We start from the raw sequence: 25,687 nt of genomic DNA on the forward strand, positions 1-25,687 counted from the left end.
CGTACGCCTCTTGCATTTCACAGGAATGGCATATGAGATATGATACACCACCCAGAAGAAAGTGAAATATGATGCCTGAGCGGATTGCGGATGAGGCCATTCTGAGCGCGGTCGATGACGGCTTCGCCCGACAGGTCGCGTTTCTGCAAGACCTCGTGCGGTTTCCATCCCATCGTGGCGAGGAACACGCTGCGCAGTCGTTCATGGCGTCCGCCTACGAGGCGGATGGCTACGCGGTCGACATGTGGCGCGTCGATGTCGATGCGATTCGCGACTTGCCCGGTTTTTCACCTGTGGCGGTTTCCTATGATGATGCCTTCAATGTCGTTGCCACGCACACTCCGAGCACCGCGACCGGCCGCTCGCTGATCCTCAACGGCCATATCGATGTCGTGCCGACCGGACCGCTCGACCGCTGGGTGCGCGATCCCTACGATCCGGTGGTCCAGGACGGCTGGATGCAGGGCCGCGGCGCCGGCGACATGAAGGCCGGCCTGTCCGCCTGTCTCTATGCGCTGACCGCCTTGCGCAGCCTTGGCTATCAGCCGGCCGCGAACGTTTACCTGCAGTCGGTGGTCGAGGAAGAGTGCACCGGCAATGGTGCGCTTGCCTGCCTGCAGCGCGGCTACCGCGCCGACGCCGCCTTCATTCCCGAACCGCTGGAGCCGAAGCTGATGCGGGCACAGGTCGGGCCGATCTGGTTCCGGGTCGAGGTCGACGGCGATCCGCAGCACGCGTCGGGTGCATTCTCGGCCGGCGCCAATGCCATCGAAAAGGCCTTCGTCATCATCCAGGCGCTGAAGCAGCTCGAAATCGTCTGGAATGCGCGCAAGGTCGACGACAAGCATTTCCATGATCACCCGCACCCGATCCGCTTCAATCTCGGCAAGATCGAAGGGGGCGAATGGACATCGAGCGTTCCGGCGCGATGTGTCTTCGAGATGCGCGTCGCCACCTATCCCGGCCAGAGGCTCGAAGACGCGAGAGCCGAGCTCGAGGCCTGTATCGCCGAAGCGGCGCGTGCCGATCCGTTCCTGGCCAATCGTCCGCCGAGCCTCACCTACAACGGCTTCATGGCCGAAGGCTATGTGCTGGAGGGTGCCGACGAGATGGAAGCCGTACTGCGCCGCAGCCACACCGCCGTCTGGGGCGAGCCGCTGACGGAGCACGTCACCTCGGCGACCACCGATGCGCGCTTCTTCGGCCTCTATGCCGACACGCCGGCGATCGTCTATGGCCCGATCTGCCGCATGCCGCATGGTTATGACGAGGCGGTCGATCTCGACTCGGTGCGCAAGGTCACCCAGACCATCGCGCTGTTCATCGCCGACTGGTGCGGGCTTGAACCTATCGAGGCTAAGCCATGAATGCGGCCGTCCCCGATGCGTTCGGCGAAACACTCGCCGAGGACGCGCCTGATGTTTCGGCGGCCGAAGCGCTTGCCATCCTGCGCCGGCACTACGGGCTGACCGGCACCGCGCGTCCGCTGCCTGGCGAACGCGACCACAATTTCCACATCCAGGCCGACGGCGAGCGTGAGTTCGTTCTAAAGATCTCCCATCCGGCGGAAGAGGCCGGCTTCACCGATTTCCAGAACAAGGCGCTCGACCACATCCTTGCAGTCGACCCCACCTTGCCGGTTCCCTCGGTGCGCAAAAGCCTTGAAGGCGAAGCGCAATTTGCGGCCAGTGTTGGTGGATCGGCGCCGCGCATCATCCGGCTGGTGACTTATCTGCCCGGTCAGCTGCTGTCGCGCTCGCCGACTTCCGATGCGCAGGATCGCAATCTCGGCGTCTTCCTCGCCCGCCTTGGCCGGGCGCTGCGCGGCTTCTTCCACCCGGCCGCTGGCAACGACCTGCTCTGGGACATCCGCAAGGTCGCCAAGACACGGCCGATGATGGCGCATATCAGTGATCCGAGCCGGCGGGCGATGGTCGAGCGCGCGATCGACTCCTTCGAGCAGCATGCGGCGCCGGTCATTCCCACCCTGCGCGCGCAGATCGTTCACAACGACATGAACTCCTACAATGTGGTGATGGACGCGTCGCGGCCGGAGATCGTCAGCGGCATCCTCGATTTCGGCGACATGATCCATTCGCCGCTGATCTGCGACCTCGCCATCGGCGCCGTCTATCGCTGGCCGGCGCAAGGCCATCCGCTGGCGCCGGCCGCGCGCTTCGTCGCCGGCTATCAGTCCGTGCAGCCGCTCGAGGAGGAAGAGATCAGCATTCTCTTCAATCTGATCCGTGCCCGCCTTGCGCTCATCGTCAATATCGCCAGTTGGCAGGCCGAGCGCTTCCCGGCCAAGCGCGACTATGTGCTGCGCCTCGCCACCGAGGTCTGGGCCTCGCTTGAAAAGCTGGATGGTCTGTCATCCACCGATGCCCGCCGCTATTTTCTCGACAATTCCAATCCGGAGTAAATGCTCGTGTCCCAGTCCTCGCCATATCCTTCAAATGCCGACGCGGCTGCATCGGAGCGCGCGCTGCTCGAGCGCCGCGCCAGGCTGCTCGGGCCGACTTACCGCGCCTTCTACCGCAACCCGATCCATCTGGTGCGTGGCAGCGGTGTGTGGCTCTACGATGCCCAGGGTCGCAGATTCCTCGACGCCTACAACAACGTCGCCTCGGTCGGACACTGCCATCCGCGTGTCGTCGAGGCGCTGTCAGCGCAGGCCGCCACGCTCAACACACACACGCGCTATCTCAGCGAGATCATCCTCGACTACGCGGAGAAACTTCTCGGCACCGTTCCGGCCCATCTCGGCCACGCCATGTTCACCTGCACCGGCAGCGAGGCCAACGACCTCGCCATCCGCATCGCCCAGCATTCCAGCGGCGGCACCGGCGTGATCATCACCGACTTCGCCTATCACGGCGCCACCATCGCGACGGCGCAACTGTCGCCGGCGGCGGTCGGAGGTAAGGGCGTGCCCCCGCAGCACCGCACCGTGGCAGCGCCGGACACGTTCCGCGACCATGGTCGGGCCGCGCATGATTTCGCCAGAAATGTCGCGGCCGCCATCGAAGATATGCGCGCAAAGAATATCCGGCCGGCCGCATTGCTTCTCGACTCGGCCTTTTCCAGCGATGGCATCTTCTTTCCGGATGCGGCGGTAATGCGCGAGGCGGCCGACCATGTAAAAAAGGCCGGCGGCATCGTCATTGCCGATGAGGTCCAGTCTGGCTTCGGCCGGCTCGGCCAGGGCATGTGGGGCTTCGCGAATTACGGCGTCGAGCCCGACATCGTCACGATGGGCAAGCCGATCGGCGATGGGCACCCGATGGGTGCCGTGCTGGTGCGGCCGCAGCTTGTCGCCTCCTTCGGCTCGAACACCGGTTACTTCAACACTTTTGGCGGCAATCCCGTCGCTGCCGCCGTCGGCCTCGCCGTTCTGGAGGTGATCGAAGGTGAAGGACTGATCGAGAATGCGCGCAATGTCGGCGCCTATACGGCTGAGCTGCTGCGCGCCCTGCAGAGCCGGCATGGCGCGGTCGCCGATATCAGGCACAACGGCCTCTATTTCGGTGTCGAGCTGACGGCGGACGGTGACGAGGCGCTGGCCGCCACCAAGACATCGGCGGTCGTCGAAGCCATGCGCGAGGACGGCGTGCTGATCTCGTCCTGCGGTCCGCACGGCAATGTGCTGAAGATCAGGCCGCCACTGCCGTTTGCCAGGGACAATGCCGAGCAACTGGCCGAGACGCTCGATCGCGCGCTGTCGAACTGGTGATCGGGCCGATCGCATGCTGAAGCTCGAACATCAAACCCTGAATGACCGCGCTTATGGCGCGCTCAAGCAGGAGTTGATTTCAGGCGGCTTCAGCCCGGGGCAGACGCTGGTTATACGCAAGCTCGCCGAGACGTTCGGCATCTCGACCACGCCAATCCGCGAGGCGCTGCAGCGGCTTGTCGCCGAGCGACTGCTCGAGATGCAGAACAACCGCTCGGTCATCGTGCCGTTGCTGTCCGCGCCTGCCTTCGAGGAACTGACGCGCATCCGTATCGCCGTCGAGGGACTGGCGGGCGAGATGGCGGCGACCAGGATGAGCGAAAGCGGACTGGCTGACATACAGGCGACGCTCGCCGGCATGCAGCGTGCCATCGAGGCCGGCGACGCCAGGGCCTATCTCTCGTTGAACGAGGCGTTCCACTTCGCCATCTACCAGCATGCCGGCGCGCCGATCCTTTTGAACATGATCCGCGACCTCTGGGGGCGGGTTGGGCCTTATCTCAAGCTGCTGATGCAGGCCGATCGCTACATCCCGCACTCCAACGACGCGCATCGCAAGATCGTCGCCGCACTGGAGCAGCGCAGCGGCCCCACTGTGCGGGTCTTCATAGAAGAGGACATCGCGATGGCGGCCGCCGTGCTGTCGGCAAACCTTGACGCTGCCAGGTAGCCGTCGGCCTAGCTCGTCCCGTCCAGCCGGTCGCGCAGCATGCTCCAGCCGAGCAGCATGTTGGGCGCGTGCCGCAGCAAGGCATGGAACGGGATTGGCGCCGGCGGCGCAAAGGGCAGCGGCAGGTCGCGGGCCTCGGTTCCAGAGGCCCAGTCCGCCAGCACCTTGCCCATCGCCGTGGTCATGGCGATGCCGCGGCCGTTGCAGGCGCGTCCGGCGATCAGGCCTGGGCCGAGGTCGATCAGGTGCGGCAGGAAATCCGGTTCGACCGCGGCCATTCCCGACCAGCTGTAGGCAAGCGGCGGCAGGTCGGGCAGGTCGAGATGTCGCCCAAGCCTTCGCCAGATCGTCTGTGGTACGCGCGTATCAGCACCAGCGCCAAGGATGTTCATGCCGCCGCTGATCAGCCGGTTTTCGGCGTCGAAGCGGAAGGTGAACAGATTGCGTCTGGTGTCACCGACACCTTGCCCGCCGGGAAGCAACCGGCTGCGTACTTCACGAGGCAATGGCGCTGTCGCGATCTGGAAGACTTTCAGCGGGAAATAGGTTCGCTGCAATGACGGATTGAAGGGCCAGCCATAGGCGTTGGTGGCGATCAGGACCTTGCCGGCGCGTACTGAGCCAGATGGGGTTTTCAGCATCCAGCCATCGGCTATGCGATCAACCGAGGCGACGCGCGTCTGCTCGAAGATCTTCGCGCCTGCTTTCTCCGCAGCGTCGGCAAGCCCGCGCGCATAGGCGACCGGATTGAGCACGCCGCCGCAACGATCCATCCAGCCGCCGACATAGCCCGGCACGCCCGTCAGGGCTTCGATTTCCTGCCGATCCAATGTGACTGCCGGCCGGCCAAGCTGTGCCCATTGCCCGGCACGTGACTTGACCTTCTCGAAGGCGGCAGGCGAATGCGCAGGCTGGATCCATCCGTTCTGCACGGCGTCGCAGTCGATGCCGTGCTGCCGGATCAGGCGGAAGACCAGGTCGGCGCTGCCGGCGGCGAAATCGATCAGCCTTTCGCCGCGCGACGGTCCGAGATGGGCCAGTATGTCGACTGGATCCATTTTGGCGAAGTTCGGCACGACAAAGCCCGCATTCCTGCCGGTCGCACCCCAGGCGATGAATTCGGCTTCGAGAACGGCGACGGAAAGGCCTTTCCCCGCCGCGTGCAGCGCGGTGGAAAGACCGGAAAAGCCACCGCCGACGATGGCCAGGTCGACAGCGAGCCCGCTCTGCAGCGCCGGCCGCTCGCGGCGGTTGCGGCTGACGGCATGCCACAGCGAAGCGCCATGCGTTTCCCGCCGAACCGTGGCATTCATGACGGCGAAATGCTCCTGGCCGTCGCCGCCTTCGCCCGCTTACCTAACCAGGACCGCCGCGGTCTGTCGCCGAATAGGCCGTTCGGCCGGATCAGCAGTATGACGCAGAGCATGACGCCGATGGCGGCGATCTGCAGCGCGGCGGCGCGAGCCTGCTGTTCCGGCGGGAAGAGGATGCTGGTCAGCGTGCCCGATCCGGCCCATATCGCCCACACCAGGATGCTGCCGATGACGGCGCCGAGATTGCTGCCCGAGCCGCCGACGATCAGCATCACCCAGACCTGGAAGGTCAGGATCGGCAGATAATTGTCCGGCGCGATGAAGCCGGTGAAATGCGCCTGCAGCGCGCCGGCCAGCGCCATGATGGCGCCGCCGACGGCAAAGGCCTGGACGCGGTAGAAACGCGCGCTCTTGCCAAGCGAGATCGCCGCCCGCTCATCCTCGCGCAACGCCTTCAAGACCCGCCCCCACGGGCTGCGCGACAAATGTTCCAAGGCGAGATAGGCGATCAGCGTCACCACCGAGACCACGCCAAGGTTGGACAGGTTGAACAGCAGCGGCGTCTCGGCAAGGCTGCCGAAGGGGCGCGGAATAAAACCGATGCCGAACGGGCCGCCGGTCAGTTTCTGCGCGTTGAGCGCGACCAGTTGCACGACGACGGCGACGCCGAAGGTGGTGATCGCCAGATAGTCGGATTTCAGCCGCAGCGTTGCCATGCCGGTAAGCGCTGCAGCGATGCCGCCGACGACCATGGCGCCCGCCCAGCCGACAAGGATCGGCAGGCCGAAGCCGCCCAGCCGCGCGGCATCGTCCGGTGTGGTCAGCAGCGCCGATGTGTAGGCGCCGATGGCGACGAAGCCGGCGAGGCCGACATTGAACAGCCCGGTCAGGCCCCACTGCAAATTGAGCCCTAGCGTGACCAGCGAGAAGATCAGCGCTGTGGTCAGGAAGAAGGCGCCGTAGCCGAGCAGGTCCATCAGCGTTCCCTTACACCAAACAGGCCGATCGGCCGCACGAACAGCACCGCCATCAGGATGATGAAGGAAACGGCGGCGCGCCACTCGGCGCCGATCAACTGCACCGCACCAGCCTCGGCGAGCCCGATGATCAGGCCGCCGAGCACCGCACCGGGAATGCTGCCGATGCCGCCGAGAATGGCGGCGGCGAACATCGGCAGCAGCATGTCGAAGCCCATGAACGGGCGGATCTGCACCAGAATGCCGATCATCACGCCGGCCACGCAGGCGAGAGCGCCGCCGATGACCCAGGTGACGCGCACCACGCTGGCGACATCGATGCCGACGATGCGGGCCAGTGCCGCGTTCTGGCTCAAGGCCTGCATCGAGCGGCCGGTCTGCGTGCGCGTTATCAACAGATGCACGCCGAGCACCAGCACCGCGGTCAGCAGCAAAAGCGCGATCTGGTCGGGCGTGATGCGGATGCCGAAGCCCACCGGCATGGCGATCTGGATCGCGCGGCTGAAATAGGTCGGCCGCGAGGTGAAGGTGAATTCGAGCAGGCTTCTCAGCGCCATCGAGGCGCCGAAGCTCGCCATCACCACGATGATCGCCTGGCCTTGCGAGCGAAGCCGCGAAAACAGCACCTTGTCGAGCAGCAGCGCCAAGAGCGCGGTGAAGGCCATGCCGATAACGAGCGCAACAATGAGCGGCCAGCCGAAGGACAGCGGTGCGATCGGCGCCACCTTGCCGACTGTCGCGCCGATGGCGCTGACGACGGCCAGCGTCGCATAGGTGCCCCATGCCATGAAGTCGCCATGGGCGAAGTTCGAGAAGCGCAGGATCGAATAGGTAAGCGTCACGCCGATGGCGCCGAGGCCGATCATCGAACCCGTCAGCAATCCGTCGACGACAAATTGCAGGCTCATGCCTCACCTCCTTTCCCTGCCTTAGATGGGCGCTGGCCGAGATAGAGTTCGGCGACCACCGGATCGTTCCACAATTCGGAGGCGATGCCCTGGTGCCGGCCCTTGCCTTCGACCAGGACATAGGCGCGGTCGCCGATGGCGAGCGCCGCCTTGGCATTCTGTTCGACCAGCAGGATGGTGACGCCGGACTTGCGGATGCCGGCCAGCATCTCGAACACCATCGAGACGAATTTCGGCGACAGGCCGGCCGACGGCTCGTCCAGCACCAGCACTCTGGGGTGGACGATCAGCGCCCGTGCGACAGCGAGCATCTGCCGCTGTCCGCCCGACAAATTGCCGGCGGCGGTGCGGCGCTGGCGGACGAGGTCTGGGAAGGCGGCATACATCTCCTCGATGCGGGCAGGGATTTCGCGCCGCTCGAGGACGCCGCAGGCGACCCTGAGATTGTCCTCGACCGACATCAGCGGGAAGATGTTTTCGGTCTGCGGCACGAAGGCCAGTCCAAGCCGCACCATGGTGTGGGCAGGCGCAGCGGTAATGTCCTTGCCGTCCAGAAACACCGTGCCACCGGTGATCGGGACGAGGCCGGCGATGGCCTTGATGAAGCTCGACTTGCCGGCGCCGTTGGGGCCCAGAACGACGACGATCTCGCCTTTTTTGACAGTGATCGAGGCGCCGCGCACGATCGGCACGCCGGGCTCGTAACCGGCTTCGAGGTCGCGGACATCGAGGACGATCTCGCTCATGCCGCGCCTCCGAGATAGGCCTCGATGACACGTGGGTCGCGAGCGACTTCTTCGGCCGTGCCTTCGCTGAGCAGCTGGCCGCTCGCCATGACGAGGACGCGATGGCAAAGCCGCGTCACCATATCGATATTGTGCTCGATCAGCAGGAAGGTGATGCCACGCGCGTTGATGTCCCGGATGCGGTCGATGATGACCTCCAGCAGCGTCGCGTTGACGCCGGCCGCCGGTTCGTCGAGCAGTATGATCGCCGGGTCGGCCATCATCACGCGGGCGAGTTCGAGCAGCTTGCGCTGGCCGCCGGAAAGCACCCGCGCCGGCTCATGCGCGAGATGGGTGAGGGTGACCAGTTCCAGCAGTTCGAGCGCCTTTGTCCTGGCGGCTCTTTCCTGCGCGGCGACGCGCCATGGCGTGATGAAATTGGCGAGCAGCTTTTCGCCGGCCTGGCCCTGTGCGGCCAGCATAATGTTTTCGATCAGCGTCAGATTGGGCAGCGGGCGCGGGATCTGAAAAGTTCGGCCAAGGCCATGACCGATGCGCAGATGCGCGGCTTCGCCCGAGACAGGCGTGCCGTTGAGTAGGATCTCGCCGCTGGTCGGCAGGATGCTGCCGGCGAGCAGGTCGAACATCGTCGTCTTGCCTGCACCATTGGGGCCGATCAAGCCGAGGATTTCTCCCGCTTTGACGTCAAACGAGACATCGTTGACCGCGACAAGGCCGCCGAACCGCCTGACGACATTCCTTGCCGTCAGAACCGGCGCGCGGGTTTCCCCTTGCCGTTTGGTTGCCTCGCTCATCAAACCCTCTGGCCGAAGACGATCGTTGCCGTCTCCTGATTATGATTTGTGATCACACTTGCTTTGATCACGCTATTCGGCTTTAATTTCATCCGCAAGCCGAAAACCGGCCAAGAACGGAATTCCATGCAAAAGGCTGCCATCGAAAAGAACAACGAGGCGATCGCGGCCCAGCTTGCGCCAGTCGGCCGCGAAACTGTGCAGGACCGCGTCTACTCGGAATTGCGCCGCGCCTTGATCGGCGGCCTGTTCGAGCCGAGCCAGGTGCTGACCATCCGTGGCCTAGCTGACGCCTTGGTCACCTCGACCATGCCGGTGCGCGAGGCGCTCGGCAGGCTGATCACGGAAAAGGCGCTGGAGGCGCTGCCCAACCGTTCGGTGCGTGTGCCGCCGATCACATTGGAACGGCTGGATGATCTCTTGCGTGCCCGCATCCTGATCGAGGGCGAAGCGATCGCGCTGGCCGCCGCCCGCATGGGCCCGCGCCAGATCGCCACCATCGAAACCATTCTCGGCGAATGGGACGAGATGCGGGCGCTGAAACACAAGAAGGACGTCGATCGCGAAGTGACGCTCAATCAGAGCTTTCATTTCGAGATCTACCGCTCCTGCGGCTCGGCCGTGCTGATCCCGATGATCGAGAGCCTGTGGCTGCAATCGGGGCCCTGCATCCGCGTCGCTATCTATGCCTTCTCGGAGGCCGGCGAAGTCGACACCGCCCAGTATCACCGCCGCATCGTCATGGCGCTGTCCACGCAGGATGCGCAGGCGGCGCGCGAATCGCTTGTCGCCGACATCAGCCGCCCCTTCACCTTCCTGCGCAGCAAGCTGCAGGCCGCCGCCGCGAAAGACCAGACATGACCGCCATCAGGATCACCGAGCCGCGCTCGCAGCTTTCCGTCACGGCGCTGCTGCTGCCCGAGAAGGCACCGGAAAACGCTGCCTTCCTCTCGGCCTATCTCGGCACGCCACGTGTCGTCCCTGGCATCCATGCGATGTGGACGGGGCCGGAAATCTCCTGTCCGGTTCCCGCGGCCGATCTCGAGGGCCAGGCCTATGCGAAACCGTTGCCGGCCGAGAACGCGACGCTGACGCCGCAGCCGGGCGACATCGTGCTTTCCTACGTGCCGCCACGCATGTGGGGCGGCAATCCCAATGCGATCTTCGACATCGGCCTCTACTACGGGCAGGGCGCGCGGCTCTTGTTCCCGATCGGCTGGCTGGCCGGCAGCGTGGTGGCGCAAGTGCGCGTCGAAGAGCGTGACCGGTTCGCCGCCGCTTGCGGTGTCATCCGCCGCAACGGCGCCTGCGATGTTACCTTCAGCCTGATGGAGGCCTGAATGGCCGACGACAGTTTCGAGCTGTTCGATCTTCGCGTCGAGGCGGTCATCCCGGAGGGCAAGCCGATCTATTGCGGCGCCAAGGAAGGCGACTATTTCGAACTTAAGGGCGAGATGCTGTCGATGCCGGCAGGGCAGGGTTTTTCGATCTATTCGCTCGCCGCCGTCTTGCCTCTGCTGGCGGCCAAGCAGCGCCCAACCCACCCGAACGACTGGATGACCTCGGACGCGGAGATCGCTTGTCCCGATCCCAATTGCGGCAGCCGGCTGAGGATCGTCAGGATGGCCAAGCGGCGGTTCAGCCACGCCGAGACCACGGCGGTGCCGCTGCCTAAAGAGGATGACCTGAGATGAGTGCCAAGACCTTCGAACTCGGCTCTGGCTACACCATCTCGCGCGTCATCCGCGGCGGTTGGCAGCTGGCCGGCGGCCACGGCGCCATCGACCGCAGCCAGGCGGTGGCCGATCTGATCGCCACCTTCGATGCCGGCATCTGGACCTATGATTGCGCCGACATCTACACCGGCGTCGAGGAATTGATCGGCACCGCGCGCCTGCGACTGGCCAGTGAGCGCGGCCTCGATGTCGCCGCCCGGATGAAGGTGCACACCAAGCTGGTGCCCGACCTCGAACGACTGGCCAGCATCAGCCGCGACTACATCAGGAGCATCGTCGACCAGTCATTGCGGCGGCTGAAGACCGAGCGGCTCGATCTCGTTCAGTTCCACTGGTGGGACTATGCGCAGCCTCGCTATGTCGAGGCGATGGGCTGGCTCGACGAGCTTCGGCTGGAAGGCAAGGTGCGCAATCTCGGCACCACCAATTTCGACACGTCGCGCCTGGCCGAAATCCTAGCTGCCGGCATCCCGCTGGTCAGCCAGCAACTGCAGTATTCCGTGCTCGACCAACGCCCGGGCAACAGCCTGGCGGCACTCGCAAAACAGAACGGCGTCAGTTTCCTCTGCTATGGCTCGGTTGCCGGCGGTTTCCTCAGCGACAAATGGCTCGGTGCGGCCGAACCCGCCACGCCGCTCGAAAACCGTTCGCTGGTCAAATACAAGCTGATCATCGACGATTTCGGCGGCTGGGGCCTTTTCCAGCACCTGCTTCAGGCGCTGAAGGCCGTTGGCGACCGCCACGGCGTCGACATCGCCACCATCGCCAGCGCCTGGGTGCTGGAGCAGCCGCAAGTGGCGGCCGTCATCGTCGGCGCCCGCAACCAGGCGCATGCGCTGGCCAATGCAAAGATCATGGACGTTGCGCTCGACGCCGAAGACCGGGCGCGGATTGCCGCTGTCATCGCGCAAGGCACCGGTCTCAAGGGCGACGTCTACACGCTGGAGCGCGACCGTCACGGCCGTCACGGCTCGATCATGCACTACAACCTCAATGCGGGGAAGAAATGAGCGACGAGCCCTCCCTGTTTTCACGCGCCAGCGCCGAAATCATCGACCTGCACCGCTTCTTCGTCGACTGGTTCGTCGCTGCGCGCGCCAACACGGTGGACTTCGGCCGCTTCGAACGCGCCATGGGCAAAGACCTCAGCATGGTGGCGCCGGACGGGCAGATCCTCGACCGCGAAGCGGTCATCGATCATGTCCGCGCAAGCCGCGCTTCCTGCGACGATGGTTTTGCCATTTCGATCGAGGACATCCGGCCCGGCTGGCAGGACGCCGATACCATCGTCGTCCTCTATGTCGAAGCGCAGCTGCGCGCAGGCAAGCACAGCCGCCGCCAGTCCAGTGCCGTCTTCACCACCAGTTCATCGGCGCCCAACGGCGTTGAATGGCGACATCTGCATGAGACCTGGCTGCAGGTGCCGGAACGCTGAACAGGCTCCAGAATTCAAATACAGTCGAGTAACGAAAGGGGAACAACAATGACAAAGACGATACTCCAACTCACCACCGCGCTCGCCCTCGTCACGATGGCGGGTGCTGCGCAAGCCGCCGATTGCAAGATCACCGTCGGCCTCGTCATGGAGCTGACCGGCCCGGCCGGCGAATACGGCCAGGCCGGCGCCAAGTCGGTCGAGATGGCCTTCCGCGACATCAACGGAGCCGGCGGTGTGCGCGGCTGCGATCTCGTCACCGACACGCGCGACAGCCAGAGCCAGGGCAACGTCGCCGTTGACGCCGCCACCCAGCTGGTTCAGGTCAAGAAGGTGCCGGTCATCATCGGCGGCATCATCTCCTCGGTGTCGATCCCGATCCTGACTTCGGTCACCGCACCAGCCAAGATCGTCCAGGTCTCGCCGGCTTCGTCCTCGCCGACGCTGACCGCGCTCGGCCGCGACGGCAAGACCAACGGCATCTTCTTCCGCACCATCACCTCGGATGCGCTGCAGGGCGTCGCCGCCGCCAAATACGCCGTCGACAAGGGTTTCAAGAAGCTGTCGATCATCCATGTCAACAACGATTTCGGCGTCAACATGGTGGCCGAATTCTCACGTGCCTACAAAGCGCTCGGCGGCACCATCGTCTCCGACACGCCCTACAATGAGAAGCAGTCGAGCTATGCCTCGGAAGTCACGGCGGCAATGGCCGGCGAACCGGACGGTCTTTACCTCGTCAGCACGCCGGTCGACGGCGCTACGGTCGCCCGTACCTGGATCTCGCAGGGCGGCGTGCAGAAATTCCTGCTCAATGACGGCATGAACAGCCCTGATTTCATCGAGTCCGTCGGCGCCGACTATCTGAAGGAAGCCTACGGCACGTCCTCCGGCACCAGCCCGACGGCCTCGACGGAGTATTTCACCAAGAACTACAAGGAATTCTCCGGCATCGAACCGACCAATCCGGCGGCCGACCGCTCCTATGACGCCGGCGCGATTGTTGGTCTGGCCATCGCCATTGCCGGTTCTGAGGATCCGGCCAAGATCAAGGATGCGATGTACAAGGCCGTCGATCCGGCCGGCACGCCGATCTTTGCCGGCAAGGAAGAGTTCGCCAAGGCGCTCGGCCTGATCAAGAACGGCAAGCCGATCCGCTATGAAGGTGTCATCGGCCCTGTCGCCTTCGACAAATATGGCGACATCACCGGCCCGTTCCGCCTGTGGAAGATCGTCGACGGCAAGGTGGCAACGGACGGTGAAATGACCACCGACGATGTCAACGCGCTGCAAGCCAAGCTTCAGTAAGACAACTCTCCGGTATCGATCACGATCCATCGTGATCGATACAGGACGATTGTCCTGTTTTACATTGCCGACGGACACGGACGACGCCCGGCAGGCGGCGTTTCGGCCGAACATGGCATCGGCCTCGACAAGAAGAAGTGGCTGCATCTGGTCCGCAGCGACGCCGAGATCGCCACGATGCGGCGGCTGAACGCAGCGCTTGACCCGAGAAACATCCTCAATCCGGGACGGGTCTTCGACCTCGACCCGACTGCCTTCTGCCGATGACGATCCCGCACAGCCTGACGCATCAGCCGCTTTGCCTTGCCGCTTCGCGGATGGTCTGCAGCAGGATGGAAAAGGCCGGCGAGGGCGCGGTGTCGGTCCGCATGGTCAGGCCGACCGGTCCCTTGGTTTCCTCGGTGTTGACCGGCAGGGCGACGAAGGCGCCGCTGCCGAGTTCATTGGCAACGACGCCAGCCGAAATGATCCAGACGGCATTGCTTTGCCGCAGGAAGGCGCGGCCGAAGGAGTCTGAAACGGTTTCGATCTCGGTTGCCGGCGCCGTCATGCCGTTGGTGATGAACAGGCGGTCGACGAAGGGGCGGATGACCGATTCCCGCGTCGGCATCAGCATCGGGAATTCGTCGAGCCGTGCGAACACATCCTGTCCCGGATCAAGCAGCGGATGTCCGGCTCGCACCACGAACAGCACCGGTTCAGAATAGAGGTGCTCGAAGAAGAAGCCGGTCATGTTTTCCGGCGCCGCCAGCCTTCCGACGACGAGATCGAGCGCTCCGGTGCGCAACTGTTCGAGCAGCACGGCGTTCTCGCCGGTGACGATCTTGATCGCCGCACCTGTGTCCTCCTCGAGGAACAGGCCCATGGCGAGCGGTATCACCCGCGCCGACACTGTCGGCAGCGCACCGATGCGGATCGGGTGCCGGCTGACCGCTCCGTCCTGGCGGACGGAATCGACGCCTTGCTTGAGTGCCGTGATCGCCGTTCCGGCATGGCGAAGAAAGATCTCGCCAATGCGCGTCAGTCGGATGCCACGGCCGTCGCGCTCGACCACCGCAACCCCCAGCGCCCCTTCCAGCTCGCGCAATGTCTTGGTCACTGCCGGCGGGCTGACATGCAGCAAGTCAGCCGCTCGTGCCACGCTTCCCTGCCGCGCGACCTCCAGGAATGCCTGCAAATGGCGGAACCGGATCCGGCTCTCGGACATGAATTAATAACCCATGAGTTAATGAAACGACGCAAAATATCATTTTACCGAACCAAACGCCTTGTGCAATGTGGGGGCGGAGGACCGAAACCGTGCCATTCCTCACCATCGGCGGCATCACGCTGCACCATCGCCACATCAAGGCGAGCGGCAATGCGCGCCCTATCATATTCATCAATTCACTGGGCACCGACTTCCGGATCTGGGACGAAATTGTCTCGGCGCTTGATGGTGAAATGCCGCTGCTGGTCTATGACAAGCGCGGTCACGGGCTGTCCGACATCGGCGACATCAGGTCGATCGACGATCATGTCGATGATCTCTCGGCCCTCATCGATCATTTCGAATTGAGCAAAGTCGTGCTGTGCGGCCTGTCGGTTGGCGGCATGATCGCGCAGGGGCTCTATGCCAGGCGACCTGAAATCGTCGAAGGCCTGATCCTTTGCGACACGGCGCACAAGATCGGCACGACGGACAGCTGGAACACACGCATCGCAACGGTCGAAAGCAAGGGCATCCAGGCGATTGCCGATGGCGTGCTAAAAATGTGGTTCACCCCCGCCTTCCACGCAGCGCGTGTGGCCGAGCTCGACGGCTATAGGAACATGATGACCAGGCAAGCGCTCGCCGGTTACATCGGGACCTGCGCTGCCGTTCGCGATGCCGATTTCACCGATGCCGCACGCCGCATCGCGGTGCCGACACTCTGTGTCGCGGGCGACCAGGATGGCTCGACGCCGCCCGATCTCGTCCGCTCGCTGGCCGAGCTGATCCCCGCCGCGCGCTTCGAGATCATCCGCGACGCCGGACACATTCCTTGCGTCGAACAACCTGAAGCGCTGGTCGCCCTGATCCGCAGTTTTATCGCGTCGCTTGCCCCTGGGACAGCAACCCATGGATGAAGCCCCCGGCGACGCAGCCAGATATCGCAAGGGGCTTGCGGTGCGGCGCTCGGTACTCGGCGACCGGCATGTCGACCGGGCCGAAATCGCCGCCACCGATTTCGACCAGCCTTTCCAGGAGCTGATCACCGAGGCTGCCTGGGGAACCGTGTGGGCGCGGCCGGGCTTCACCAAGCGTGAGCGTTCGATCGTCACGCTGGCGCTGCTGGCCGCACTCGGCCATGATGAGGAGATCGCCATGCATGTGCGCGCCACCGCCAACACCGGTGCGTCGCGCGACGACATCTGCGAGGCGTTCCTGCATGTCGCCATCTATGCCGGCGTGCCGGCCGCCAACCGTGCCTTCAAGATCGCCAAGGAGGTGTTTTCGGAAATGGACGGGAGCCAGAATGCCCGCTGAGTCCGGCTCGACCCGGAGGCCCGAGACCGGCGCCTTCTTCCAGCGCGACCGGACATGGCATCCGCCGGCTCTGACGCCGAACTATAAAACCTCGGTGCTGCGCTCACCGCAAAAGGCGCCGCTGTCGTTCGACAACACGCTATCGGAGATTGCAGGCCCGGTCTTCGGTCACGCCATGCTCGGCGAACTCGACGCCGACCTGATCCACAATTTCGCCAGGCCCGGCGAGAGCGCGCTCGGTGAGCGCATCCTCGTCTATGGGCGGGTGCTCGACGAACGCGGCGTTGGCGTGCCCGGCGCGCTGCTTGAGTTCTGGCAGGCCAATGCCGGTGGCCGCTATCGCCATAAGAGGGATGGCTATCTGGCGCCACTCGATCCGAATTTTGGCGGTTGTGGCCGAACTATTACAGGCGAGGATGGCTTCTATGCGTTTCGTACCGTCAAGCCCGGTCCCTATCCCTGGCCGAACGGGCCGAACGACTGGCGGCCTTCGCACATCCATTTCTCTGTCTTTGGTCACGGCTTTGCGCAGCGGCTGATCACGCAGATGTATTTCGAGGGCGATCCGCTGATCTGGCACTGCCCGATCGTGCGCGGCATCCCCGACAAGGCGGCCATTGAGACGCTGATCGCAACGCTCGACATGCAAGCGACGATCCCCTTCGACGCGCGCGCCTACAAGTTCGACATCGTTCTGCGCGGGCGCCGCGCGTCGCGGTTCGAAAACAGGCTGGAGGGCAATTGATGGCCCAGTCGCTCGACCGGCTCAGGGAGAGCCCCTCGCAGACCGCCGGACCGTACGTTCATATCGGGCTGACGCCCAATTTCGGTGGCATCGGCTGCGTCTACCCGACCGACCTCGGCGCGACCATGGTCAACGACAAGACCAAGGGCGAGCGCATCGGCCTGCGCATCCGGGTGCTCGACGGCACTGGCACGCCGCTCAAGGATGCGCTGATCGAGATCTGGCAGGCGGATGCCGACGGGCTCTACAATTCGCCGGCAGAACCGCGCGGCACGGCCGATCCCAACTTCTTCGGCTGGGGCCGTTGCCCGACCGACATGGACACCGGCCTGTGTGCGTTCGAGACGATCAAGCCTGGCCGCGTCCCGTTCAACGATGGTCGCCTGATGGCGCCGCATATCACGCTCTGGATCGTCGCCCGCGGCATCAATCTCGGCCTGCACACAAGACTGTATTTTTCCGATGAGGAAAAGGCCAATGCTGAAGATCCGGTCCTTGCGCGGGTCGAGCACCGCCTTCGCGTGCCGACGCTGATCGCCGAGCGCCAAGGCGATATGTATGTCTTCGACGTCCATCTCCAGGGGGAGAAGGAAACGGTCTTCTTCGACAGCTGATGCTCAGGAGGCCTGTGACATGACTGTATCGCCTTTCGACCATCCGCTGCTCTCCGCTCTTCTCGGCGACGAAGAAGCGGCGAGGCATTTTTCCGTCGAGGCGGAAATCGAGGCCATGCTGGCCTTTGAACAGGCGCTGTCGCAAGCGGAGGCCGATAACGGGATAATCTCCAAGGATGCGGGGGCAGCGATCGTGGCGGCGCTTGGCACCTTCCGGCCGAACACGGCTCTGCTGCGAGCCGGGGTCGCCAAAGACGGCGTCATGGTGCCGGAGCTGGTGCGCCAGATCAGGGCGGCGGTCGGCGAACCGCATGGCCGGAAAGTGCATTTCGGTGCGACCAGCCAGGATGTCATCGACACCGGCCTGATGCTCCGGCTCAAATCCGTCGTCGAGCATCTCGATCTGCTGTTGACCGAAACAGTCATGCGCCTCGTCTCGCTCCAAGAGCGCTTTGGGAGCAGGGCGCTGACCGGGATGACGCGTATGCAGAAGGCGATTCAGATCAAAGTGCAGGATCGTGTGGCAGCGTGGCAGGGGCCGCTGCAACGGCACCAGGAAAAGCTGCCGGAACAGTCGAGACGCCTGCTGGTGGTGCAGTTCGGCGGTGCCGCCGGCACACTGGAAAAACTAGGCGACAAAGGGAAGGCGGTGCGCGCAGCCCTGGCCGTCAGGCTTGGTCTTGGCGACGCACCGCAATGGCAGAACCAGCGCGACGCGCTCGCTGATTTTGCCGGTTGGTTATCGCTGCTGACCGGCAGCCTCGGCAAATTCGGCCAGGACATCGCTCTGATGGCGCAAGATGGAACCGAGATCAAACTTTCCGGCGGTGGCGGCTCGTCTACCATGCCTCACAAGCAGAACCCGGTGAAGGCCGAAGCGCTGGTGGCGCTTGCCCGTTTCAACGCCACGCAGCTTGCCGGCCTGCATCACGCGCTCGTGCATGAGCAGGAGCGGTCAGGTGCTGCCTGGACGCTGGAGTGGCTATTGCTGCCGCAAATGGTCGTCGCAACGGCGGCGTCGCTGCGCCTTGCCGCCGAACTGGCCGCACAGGTCGAAAGTCTCGGCCACTGATGCGCACGCAGATAGTCATTGTCGGGTCCGGACCTTCCGGCCTGCTGCTTGGGCAATTGCTGGCCGGCATCGGCGTCGAGACGGTCATTCTGGAACGTGCGAGCCGCGAGCACGTGCTTGGCCGCGTGCGGGCAGGGGTGCTCGAACAGGGCACCGTCGAATTGCTGGAACAGGCCGGCGCGGCGGCAAGGCTGCATGCCGAAGGGCTGCCGCATGCTGGCATCTCGCTTGCCTTCGACGGACGCTTGCATCGCATCGACCTCGAGGCGCTGACCGGCGGCAGGCAGGTCACCGTCTATGGCCAGACCGAGGTGACGCATGATTTGATGGACAAGCGCGACGCGGCAGGGCTGACCACGATCTACGAGGCGGCAAATGTCGCTCTGCACGATTTCGACGGCACCGCGCCTTTCGCCACCTATGACAAGGATGGCGTCACGCATCGCATCGACTGCGACTTCGTTGCCGGCTGCGACGGTTATCATGGCGTCAGCCGCAAATCGGTGCCCGAGCGTACCCTAAAAATCTTCGAGCGGCAGTATCCGTTCGGCTGGCTCGGCGTGCTGGCCGAGGTGCCGCCAGCCGACCGCGAACTGGTCTACGCCAATCACGAGCGGGGTTTTGCGCTGTGCTCGATGCGCTCGACGCATCGCAGCCGCTACTATGTGCAGTGCCCGCAGGACGATCGCGTGGAGGCGTGGTCGGATGAGCGCTTCTGGGACGAGTTGCGCCGCCGCTTGCCGGAGCAGACGGCGGCAAATGTCGTCACCGGCCCATCCTTCGAGAAATCGATCGCGCCGCTGCGCTCCTTCGTTGCCGAGCCAATGCGCTTCGGCAGGATGTTCCTGGTTGGCGACGCCGCCCATATCGTACCGCCGACCGGGGCGAAAGGGCTCAACCTCGCCGCCAGCGACGTGCGCTATCTCTTCGCAGGTTTGCGCGACTTCTACGTCGAGAAGTCACATGATGGCATCGATGCCTATTCCGGCAAGGCGCTGGCACGGGTCTGGAAGGCGGTGCGCTTTTCCTGGTGGATGACGACGATGCTGCACCGTTTTCCCGACACCGGCGATTTCGGCCAACGCATCCAGGAGGCCGAACTCGACTACCTCATGCACTCGCGCGCCGCATCGACCGCGCTCGCCGAGAACTATGTCGGCCTACCTTATTGAGGGCTGCGGATCATCCCGCGCCTTGCTGCCTGGCAAGATCCAAAAGCATCGGGCGCTGCCCCTTGAGGATTTTCACCTCGGCCTCGGGCAAGGTGAACCAGCCCGCTCTGTCGACCTCCGGGAACTCCTTCAGGGATCCCGACCTTGGCGGCCATTCCATGGTGAAGCTGTTGCTCTTGATGGAGGTCACATCGATGTCGATGGTCGCCTCGACGGACCAGGCCGAGACGATCTTGCCGCCCGGTTGCCTGTAGTCGCCGAGACGAGTGAAGTATCCATCGACCTTGACGCCAAGCTCTTCCTCGGTCTCGCGTTGCGCTGCCGTCAACTCATCCTCGTCCTCGCCGACGAGGCCCTTCGGTATCGACCAGGCACCATCGTCCTTCTTCGCCCAGAAGGGTCCGCCCGGGTGAACCAGCAACACCCTGAGATCGTCGTCGCTGCGGCGATAGATCAGCAATCCCGCACTGCGTTTTGCCATTTTTGTATGTCCGTTTGCGAAGCTGGCAGCCTGCCGATGGTCCTTGAATCGTTGACGCGAACCTTGCACCAGGGGATTGCGACGCTATGTCAGGCGCGGCTGCATTGCACCTCACCCGCGAGTCCGGCAATCTGATACCATCGCCTATTTGGCGGCTCGAAGGCTAGGTGACGATGCAACTCGGTCTTATTGGCTACTACAGCGACTTCGTCGTGTATCCGCTGGTAATCGCCGTGCTGGCAGTGGCTGGGCTGCTCGAGGCCGGCGAAGAGGGTGCGCCGGGCTGGATAGGCACGGTCCTCGCCTGTCTCGGCCTCTGGACGCTGATCGAGTATGTGCTGCACAGGTTCGTTCTTCACCACATTCCCTACATCAAGGACCTGCACGACCGTCACCATGTCGAGGAGCGCAGTTCGGTGGGCACGCCGACCTGGCTCAGCCTCGGGGTGCATGCGCTGGTCGCGTTCCTGCCGGTATGGATGATCTCGGATTTAGCAACCGCGAGCGCGGTAAGCTGCGGGTTGATGCTGGGGTACCTCTGGTACATCAGCATCCACCACATGATCCATCACTGGCATCCCGCGCATCCGAGCTATCTCTACACGCTCAAGCGTCGCCACGCGGTCCATCACCACATCGACGAAGCGGCCAATTTCGGTGTGACGTCGGCGTTCTGGGATCGCGTTTTCGGGACGGCGCGGCTCTGAAGCCAGTTCAGCCTCGGCCGTTCAACGCCTCTTGCCGCGACCGCCGGGAGACTTGGCTCCGCGGGGTCCGCTCTGAGCCGGCGTGTTGTTCTGGTTTTCGTCGGACAGTTTTCGCCAGCGGGCAAGGCGCTCCGGATCGAGCGTTCCGGCCTTCAAGGCAGCCTGCACAGCGCAGCCCGGCTCATGCACATGCGTGCAGTCGCGGAACTTGCACAGTGGCGCGAGTTCGGTGATTTCGGCAAACAGCGTGTCGATGCCGGAGGCGACGTCACTGACCTGCAAAGTCCGCATGCCCGGCGTATCGATCACCCAGCCGCCGCCGGCAATGGCGTGCAGCGATCGCGACGTGGTGGTGTGGCGTCCCTTGGCATCGTGCTCGCGAATGCCTCCGGTCTGCTGCGGCGATTGCTGCCCCGATCCGGCCAGCGTGTTGACCAGCGTCGATTTGCCGACGCCGGAGGAGCCGATCAGCGCCACCGTCTGGCCGACACCGCACCAGGCAGCCAGGATGGTTGCCGCATCCGATGTCCGGGGGTTCAGCGTCACGACCGGCAATCCACGCTGCAACGCGGCAGCCTGCCTTGCATATGTCTCGGCGTCTTCAGCGGTATCGGCCTTGGTCAGCAGGATCACAGGCGTCGTTCCGGCCTCATTGGCGAGCGCCAGATAACGCTCGAGCCGGGCGGGATTGAAGTCGGCATTGCACGAGGTGACGATGAACAGCGTGTCGACATTGGCCGCGGCAAGCTGCGGCACCCTGCCGCCCTGGGTGCGGCGCTCCAGCACCGTCTTGCGGACCAGGCGGCGCTGCACAAGGTGTTCATGCCCATCGACCAGTACCCAGTCGCCGACCGCATAGTCGCCGGTGTTCGCCTGCGCCGGCAGCGTCAGATCGACCGGCCCTGCCTGGGACAGGCCGGTCAGGCGATCGCGGTGGACGGTGGCGATCCGCGTCGGGACAAGATCGGCGTCGCCGGGTTCGAGCTGGTCGCCAAAAAAATCCGTCCAGCCCAGGCCGGCAAGCGATGGCATGGAGTGGTCCGTCACGGCTTTGACCACGGCGTCGCGGACATTGGAGAGTATCCCTGGCAGGTGAGGCGCGGACGGGGTGGGCAATTGCCCAGCTGTATGGGGGGCATGGCGACATTTGGCAAGCAGGCCCGAGAGCGAGCGGCAAGCTTCTGCAGCCTATCCCTCGATCGTCGAACTGACGATCAAGTCGACGAAACAGCGCTATCCGAAAGCGTTTGGCGGGAAAAAACGGCGGCGAGCCGCCTCAGTTTTGAAACGTTAACGAATAATTTGACGCATGCAATATTTCTGGGTTCTATTGGTAACTGTGAAAATTGACTGAATAAGTTCCATCCAGGATTGTCGCATCCGGTCAACGGCCGCATGACTGGGGGCGGGCCGATCATGGCAGGGGATCAGGAATATATCGATGGCGGAGAAGACGCACCGCACGATGGATGACTTCGCCCAGGCATGCGGCGTGTCCCGGCCGACGCTGTCCAAATATTTCGACGATCCGGCGAGCGTGAAGCCGGCGACGCGGGCGCGCATCGAAGCCGCCCTGCGCTCCTCGGACTATCAGCCCAACCTTTTCGCCCGAAATCTCAACCGCAAGCGCACCCGCAACATCGGCATCGTCGTGCCGACGATCACCGATCCGTTCTACGCCGAGATGGTCAGCCGCATCGAATTTCGCTGCCGCGACGAAGGCTACTGGCCGATCGTCATCTCCTCGCATGGTTCGCCGAAGCTGGAGGCGGAGTCGGTCAGGACGCTGCTGTCCCTGAAGGTCGCCGGCGCGATCATCGCCCCACTGGGTCTGGCTTCCGACCGCGGCGTCTTCGACAAGCTCGGGCAGGATATTCCGATCGTCTATTTCGACACCTATATCGAGGGCGATACGCCGTTCGTCGGCAACGACAACCGGCAGAGCGTCTCGACCATCGTCGACTATCTCTGCCGTTCGGGTGAGCCGCCGGTCTATCTCGACATCCCACACGTCAACCACAACTCCGGCGAACGCCAGGAAAGCTACATCGTCGCGATGGAGACCGCCGGGTTCAAGCCGGTCGTCATCGAAGGCACCCGCGATTACACCTGGGACTTCGAACGCATCGGCTACGAGCAGACGGAAAAAATGCTGGAGGCCGGCTCCTTGCCCGGCCGCACCATCCTGTGCGCCAATGATCGTCTCGCCTTTGGCGTGATGGCGGCTGCGTACTCGCGCGGCCTGAAGGTCGGCCGCAGGCCCGATTGCGATCTGCGGGTTGCAGCACACGACGATCATCCGCTGAGCCGCTACACCTGCCCGGCGCTGACCACCATGGCGCAGGATTTCGCCGCCATGGCCGGCCGCAGCGTCGAGATACTGCTGGCTCTGCTGGACGAGGCCGATCCGCCGAAGCAAGGCCTGGCCCGCACTGTCAAGCTCGGCGCCACCCTGGTGATGCGTCAGTCGGCCTGATCGTCAGCGATCTTCTCGAAGTGGCGCCAGGCAGCCACCGCCTCGGCCACCGCTTGCCGGGCAGCGGGAATATGGCGTCCCATTGAGACGAAGCCATGGATCTGGCCCGGCCACTGCCGGAGGATCACCGGCACGCCCGCGGCTTGCAGGCGCGCCGCATAGGCTGCCCCTTCGTCGGCGAGGATGTCGCAGCCGGCAAGCGCTACAAAGGTCGGCGCAACGCGGGCGAGGTCAGGCGCCAGCAAGGGCGAGACGCGCCAGTCCGTGATATCGTCGGGCGTTCGCACATAGTGGTCGCGGAACCATGCCATGGTGGTTGCGGTGAGCCCGAAGCCGTCGCCGAAACGCTGGTAGCTATTCGATGCCTGCCGCGCGTCGGTGTTGGGATAGATCAGGAGTTGCGCCGCAAGCGGAGGCGCAAGCCCATCGCGGGCAAGCAGCGCCAGCACCGTGGCGAGATTGCCGCCGGCGCTGTCGCCGGCAACGCCGATGCGTCTGATGTCGATGCCGAGACCGGCGGCATTCTCCGCCATGAAGTGCAGTGTTGCCAGGCAATCCTCGATCCCGGCGGGAAATTTGTGCTCTGGCGCCAGGCGATAATCGGGACAGACAATGACGGCGCCGCCGAGATTGGCCATCAGGCGGCAGATCTCGTCATGCGAATCGAGGTTGCCGATGACCCAGCCGCCGCCATGCAGGTAGAGCAGCGCCGGTGCCCCGCTTTGCGGTGCGCCGATGCCGCGATGGATGCGGAGCGCTATAGGCCCATTCGTCCCGTCGATCTGCCGTTCCTGGGTCGCAGCGACCGGCTCGTGCTCACCCTGTAACGTCGGGAACGAGGCGTTGTAGGCAGTTCGCGCCGCCGCCACGCTGCCGGTCTCGAATGGCTCGCCGCCGGCTGCACGACCAATTTCGAGGACGCGCAGCGCATCCGGATCGAGCGTCATGGTCATGTCCTCAGGCCAGCAGGCTGCTCGCCTCTTCCTCGGTCAGCAGGGCCGGCTGCACGACATCGCCCGCGATGGCGACTGATCCCTGTGTTTCACCGGAGCGCAGGATAGCCTCCATGATCTCCAGTACATGCAGCGCGAGGCTGCCGGAGGCCCGTGGGGTGTTGCCGGTTTGAAGCGAGCGCACCAGATCGGCGACGCCGAGCATGCGGTAATTGGCGCGATCGGGTGCCGCATAAGGCCAGTTGCGGGCGCCGTAGAGTTCGCCCTCGCTGACGAAATCCTGCCAGTCGGTGCCGCGTTCCGACAGCGACACCGTGCCGCCGAACGTGTCGGGATCGGGCAGGCGCAGCGAGCCCTCCGTGCCGTGCAGTTCGATCGGATGGTTGGAGTGGCGAAAGACGTCCCACGAGGCGCCGAAGGTGACGGTCGCGCCGGAGCGGAACTCGAGCAGCGACAGCACATTGGTCGGCGTGCCGACCTTGAATGTGGTGTTCTTGAATGGCCCTTCGGCTGATATCAGCCTTTCTTCCTGGCCGCGTGTCGCCATTGCCATGACGCGCTCGACCGGGCCGAGCAGATTGACCAGCATGGTCAGATAGTACGGACCCATGTCGAACACGGGGCCACCGCCTGGCTGGTAGTAGAATTGCGGGTTGGGGTGCCAGTGCTCCATGCCGCGGCCCATCATGAAGGCGGTGCCGGTGACCGGACGGCCGATGGCGCCGTCATCCATCAACCGGCGCGCACGGCGCCCGGCAGCACCGAGGAACGTGTCGGGCGCCGAGCCGAGCAGCAGGCCGCGCGACCGCGCCTCGTTGACCAGGCGTTGTCCGTCGGCGGCCGAGGTGGCGAGCGGCTTTTCGGTGAAGACGTGCTTGCCGGCCGAAAGCGCGGCAAACGAAATGTCGAAATGCGCCGCCGGAATGGTCAGGTTGAGGACAAGATCGATCTCCGGGTCGGCCAGCAGCGCATCGACGCCGAGTGCCTGGATGCCATATTCCTTCGCCCGCACCGCCGCCATGTCGGCCGAAATATCGGCACAGGCGCGCAATTCGATCCCGCCAAAAAGCCCGGCGTTGCGCAGGTAAGTCATCGAGATGTTGCCGCATCCGATGACGCCGATCCCGAGTTTGGTCTTTGATGTCCCGTGCATTTTCGATCCTGCCTCCCAATGCGCTCATGGCCTGCCGGGATCCGCCCAGCCGCTAGGCGGATCGCATTCGCAAAAGGCTATACAACATTTTAAATATTGACGCGCGTAAAATTTTTATACAACATGCGAAAATGCTGGTGCGATATCGGGAGGCTGCCAGTCCTGGGAGGAGAAAATGACCGAAA

General features: G+C 64.1%; 28 protein-coding genes and 1 pseudogene. 19 read left to right on the plus strand and 10 right to left on the minus strand.

What is annotated here, in order from left to right:
* Positions 1 to 71 precede the first annotated feature (71 nt).
* Genes AC0L3E_RS16510 through AC0L3E_RS16525 form a run of 4 tightly spaced genes read left to right on the plus strand, consistent with a single transcriptional unit; the run spans position 72 to position 4,403 of the window.
* Positions 72 to 1,367, plus strand: coding sequence for an ArgE/DapE family deacylase (locus AC0L3E_RS16510; RefSeq protein ID WP_164898475.1), 1,296 nt, complete (start codon positions 72 to 74; stop codon positions 1,365 to 1,367).
* A complete protein-coding gene (locus tag AC0L3E_RS16515; RefSeq protein WP_473605182.1) occupies positions 1,364 to 2,422 on the plus strand; it encodes a phosphotransferase in 1,059 nt (352 codons plus the stop codon). Before AC0L3E_RS16510 ends, AC0L3E_RS16515 begins: the two co-directional genes overlap by 4 nt.
* The gene (locus AC0L3E_RS16520; protein WP_164898476.1) at positions 2,423 to 3,733 is read left to right on the plus strand and encodes an aspartate aminotransferase family protein; all 1,311 of its coding nucleotides are present in this window, start codon (positions 2,423 to 2,425) and stop codon (positions 3,731 to 3,733) included.
* A 13-nt stretch (positions 3,734 to 3,746) separates the two neighbouring features.
* Positions 3,747 to 4,403 (plus strand): GntR family transcriptional regulator, encoded by a 657-nt coding sequence (locus AC0L3E_RS16525; RefSeq protein WP_127327028.1) that lies wholly within the window; start codon positions 3,747 to 3,749, stop codon positions 4,401 to 4,403.
* Positions 4,404 to 4,411: 8 nt separating this feature from the next.
* Here the strand turns inward: AC0L3E_RS16525 and AC0L3E_RS16530 are convergent, their stop codons facing one another.
* From AC0L3E_RS16530 to AC0L3E_RS16550, 5 genes are read right to left on the minus strand one after another with little or no spacing between them, the layout of a single operon-like run.
* Positions 4,412 to 5,716: an NAD(P)/FAD-dependent oxidoreductase gene (locus tag AC0L3E_RS16530; protein WP_473605183.1), complete on the minus strand. Its 1,305-nt coding sequence runs from the start codon at positions 5,714 to 5,716 to the stop codon at positions 4,412 to 4,414.
* Positions 5,713 to 6,696, minus strand: a complete 984-nt coding sequence (locus AC0L3E_RS16535) for a branched-chain amino acid ABC transporter permease (RefSeq protein WP_164874023.1) — start codon at positions 6,694 to 6,696, stop codon at positions 5,713 to 5,715. Before AC0L3E_RS16535 ends, AC0L3E_RS16530 begins: the two co-directional genes overlap by 4 nt.
* Complete coding sequence (locus AC0L3E_RS16540; RefSeq protein WP_127327031.1) at positions 6,693 to 7,601, minus strand: branched-chain amino acid ABC transporter permease; 909 nt, start codon at positions 7,599 to 7,601, stop codon at positions 6,693 to 6,695. Before AC0L3E_RS16540 ends, AC0L3E_RS16535 begins: the two co-directional genes overlap by 4 nt.
* Entirely contained in the window at positions 7,598 to 8,347 is a 750-nt protein-coding gene (locus tag AC0L3E_RS16545) for a branched-chain amino acid ABC transporter ATP-binding protein (protein WP_473605184.1), read from the minus strand. The genes AC0L3E_RS16540 and AC0L3E_RS16545 overlap by 4 nt, the downstream gene beginning before the upstream one ends.
* The gene (locus tag AC0L3E_RS16550; protein WP_127398307.1) at positions 8,344 to 9,141 is read right to left on the minus strand and encodes an ABC transporter ATP-binding protein; all 798 of its coding nucleotides are present in this window, start codon (positions 9,139 to 9,141) and stop codon (positions 8,344 to 8,346) included. The genes AC0L3E_RS16545 and AC0L3E_RS16550 overlap by 4 nt, the downstream gene beginning before the upstream one ends.
* 126 nt (positions 9,142 to 9,267) lie before the next feature.
* Here AC0L3E_RS16550 and AC0L3E_RS16555 point away from each other — a divergent pair, with 126 nt between their 5' ends.
* The 7 genes and pseudogenes from AC0L3E_RS16555 to AC0L3E_RS16585 all read left to right on the plus strand — a co-directional run.
* Positions 9,268 to 10,002: a GntR family transcriptional regulator gene (locus AC0L3E_RS16555; RefSeq protein WP_127270675.1), complete on the plus strand. Its 735-nt coding sequence runs from the start codon at positions 9,268 to 9,270 to the stop codon at positions 10,000 to 10,002.
* Positions 9,999 to 10,481 carry a DUF3830 family protein gene (locus tag AC0L3E_RS16560; protein WP_127270673.1) on the plus strand — a complete coding sequence of 161 codons (483 nt, stop codon included), beginning with the start codon at positions 9,999 to 10,001 and terminating at the stop codon, positions 10,479 to 10,481. Before AC0L3E_RS16555 ends, AC0L3E_RS16560 begins: the two co-directional genes overlap by 4 nt.
* Positions 10,482 to 10,835, plus strand: coding sequence for a TIGR04076 family protein (locus AC0L3E_RS16565; protein ID WP_128307393.1), 354 nt, complete (start codon positions 10,482 to 10,484; stop codon positions 10,833 to 10,835).
* Positions 10,832 to 11,887 (plus strand): aldo/keto reductase, encoded by a 1,056-nt coding sequence (locus AC0L3E_RS16570; RefSeq protein ID WP_473605185.1) that lies wholly within the window; start codon positions 10,832 to 10,834, stop codon positions 11,885 to 11,887. Before AC0L3E_RS16565 ends, AC0L3E_RS16570 begins: the two co-directional genes overlap by 4 nt.
* Entirely contained in the window at positions 11,884 to 12,312 is a 429-nt protein-coding gene (locus AC0L3E_RS16575; protein WP_127266587.1) for a DUF4440 domain-containing protein, read from the plus strand. The genes AC0L3E_RS16570 and AC0L3E_RS16575 overlap by 4 nt, the downstream gene beginning before the upstream one ends.
* 48 nt (positions 12,313 to 12,360) lie before the next feature.
* Positions 12,361 to 13,620, plus strand: a complete 1,260-nt coding sequence (locus AC0L3E_RS16580; RefSeq protein ID WP_473605186.1) for an ABC transporter substrate-binding protein — start codon at positions 12,361 to 12,363, stop codon at positions 13,618 to 13,620.
* Between the two features lie 93 nt (positions 13,621 to 13,713).
* Positions 13,714 to 13,887, plus strand: a pseudogene (locus AC0L3E_RS16585) (FAD-linked oxidase C-terminal domain-containing protein); the annotation flags it as partial.
* A 22-nt stretch (positions 13,888 to 13,909) separates the two neighbouring features.
* On the opposite strand, the gene pcaQ reads toward AC0L3E_RS16585, so the two are convergent.
* Positions 13,910 to 14,827, minus strand: a complete 918-nt coding sequence (gene pcaQ / locus AC0L3E_RS16590) for a pca operon transcription factor PcaQ (RefSeq protein ID WP_127266585.1) — start codon at positions 14,825 to 14,827, stop codon at positions 13,910 to 13,912.
* Positions 14,828 to 14,919: 92 nt separating this feature from the next.
* Between pcaQ and pcaD the strand changes: the two genes are divergently transcribed.
* Genes pcaD through pobA form a run of 6 tightly spaced genes read left to right on the plus strand, consistent with a single transcriptional unit; the run spans position 14,920 to position 19,732 of the window.
* Entirely contained in the window at positions 14,920 to 15,729 is an 810-nt protein-coding gene (gene pcaD, locus AC0L3E_RS16595) for a 3-oxoadipate enol-lactonase (protein ID WP_473605188.1), read from the plus strand.
* Positions 15,722 to 16,129 (plus strand): 4-carboxymuconolactone decarboxylase, encoded by a 408-nt coding sequence (pcaC, locus tag AC0L3E_RS16600; protein WP_256747245.1) that lies wholly within the window; start codon positions 15,722 to 15,724, stop codon positions 16,127 to 16,129. Before pcaD ends, pcaC begins: the two co-directional genes overlap by 8 nt.
* On the plus strand, positions 16,119 to 16,874 hold the full coding sequence (pcaH, locus tag AC0L3E_RS16605; protein WP_127318461.1) for a protocatechuate 3,4-dioxygenase subunit beta: 756 nt from the start codon (positions 16,119 to 16,121) through the stop codon (positions 16,872 to 16,874). Before pcaC ends, pcaH begins: the two co-directional genes overlap by 11 nt.
* Positions 16,874 to 17,488 carry a protocatechuate 3,4-dioxygenase subunit alpha gene (gene pcaG / locus AC0L3E_RS16610; RefSeq protein ID WP_473605189.1) on the plus strand — a complete coding sequence of 205 codons (615 nt, stop codon included), beginning with the start codon at positions 16,874 to 16,876 and terminating at the stop codon, positions 17,486 to 17,488. The genes pcaH and pcaG overlap by 1 nt, the downstream gene beginning before the upstream one ends.
* 19 nt (positions 17,489 to 17,507) lie before the next feature.
* Positions 17,508 to 18,560, plus strand: a complete 1,053-nt coding sequence (locus AC0L3E_RS16615; RefSeq protein WP_473605190.1) for a 3-carboxy-cis,cis-muconate cycloisomerase — start codon at positions 17,508 to 17,510, stop codon at positions 18,558 to 18,560.
* Positions 18,560 to 19,732 carry a 4-hydroxybenzoate 3-monooxygenase gene (pobA, locus tag AC0L3E_RS16620; RefSeq protein WP_473605191.1) on the plus strand — a complete coding sequence of 391 codons (1,173 nt, stop codon included), beginning with the start codon at positions 18,560 to 18,562 and terminating at the stop codon, positions 19,730 to 19,732. The genes AC0L3E_RS16615 and pobA overlap by 1 nt, the downstream gene beginning before the upstream one ends.
* 10 nt (positions 19,733 to 19,742) lie before the next feature.
* Here the strand turns inward: pobA and AC0L3E_RS16625 are convergent, their stop codons facing one another.
* On the minus strand, positions 19,743 to 20,213 hold the full coding sequence (locus AC0L3E_RS16625) for an NUDIX hydrolase (RefSeq protein ID WP_127266578.1): 471 nt from the start codon (positions 20,211 to 20,213) through the stop codon (positions 19,743 to 19,745).
* Positions 20,214 to 20,386: 173 nt separating this feature from the next.
* Here AC0L3E_RS16625 and AC0L3E_RS16630 point away from each other — a divergent pair, with 173 nt between their 5' ends.
* Positions 20,387 to 20,920 carry a sterol desaturase family protein gene (locus AC0L3E_RS16630; protein WP_127266577.1) on the plus strand — a complete coding sequence of 178 codons (534 nt, stop codon included), beginning with the start codon at positions 20,387 to 20,389 and terminating at the stop codon, positions 20,918 to 20,920.
* Positions 20,921 to 20,941: 21 nt separating this feature from the next.
* Here the strand turns inward: AC0L3E_RS16630 and rsgA are convergent, their stop codons facing one another.
* Positions 20,942 to 21,952, minus strand: a complete 1,011-nt coding sequence (gene rsgA, locus AC0L3E_RS16635; RefSeq protein WP_164898490.1) for a ribosome small subunit-dependent GTPase A — start codon at positions 21,950 to 21,952, stop codon at positions 20,942 to 20,944.
* 409 nt (positions 21,953 to 22,361) lie between these two features.
* Between rsgA and AC0L3E_RS16640 the strand changes: the two genes are divergently transcribed.
* Positions 22,362 to 23,396: a LacI family DNA-binding transcriptional regulator gene (locus AC0L3E_RS16640; RefSeq protein WP_128307384.1), complete on the plus strand. Its 1,035-nt coding sequence runs from the start codon at positions 22,362 to 22,364 to the stop codon at positions 23,394 to 23,396.
* Here AC0L3E_RS16640 and AC0L3E_RS16645 read toward each other — a convergent pair.
* Complete coding sequence (locus AC0L3E_RS16645; RefSeq protein ID WP_473605192.1) at positions 23,384 to 24,343, minus strand: alpha/beta hydrolase; 960 nt, start codon at positions 24,341 to 24,343, stop codon at positions 23,384 to 23,386. The genes AC0L3E_RS16640 and AC0L3E_RS16645 overlap by 13 nt on opposite strands.
* Positions 24,344 to 24,353: 10 nt before the next feature.
* Positions 24,354 to 25,502 (minus strand): Gfo/Idh/MocA family protein, encoded by a 1,149-nt coding sequence (locus AC0L3E_RS16650; protein WP_473605193.1) that lies wholly within the window; start codon positions 25,500 to 25,502, stop codon positions 24,354 to 24,356.
* Positions 25,503 to 25,687 lie beyond the last annotated feature (185 nt).

The sequence above is a fragment of the Mesorhizobium sp. WSM4822 genome (assembly GCF_055811155.1).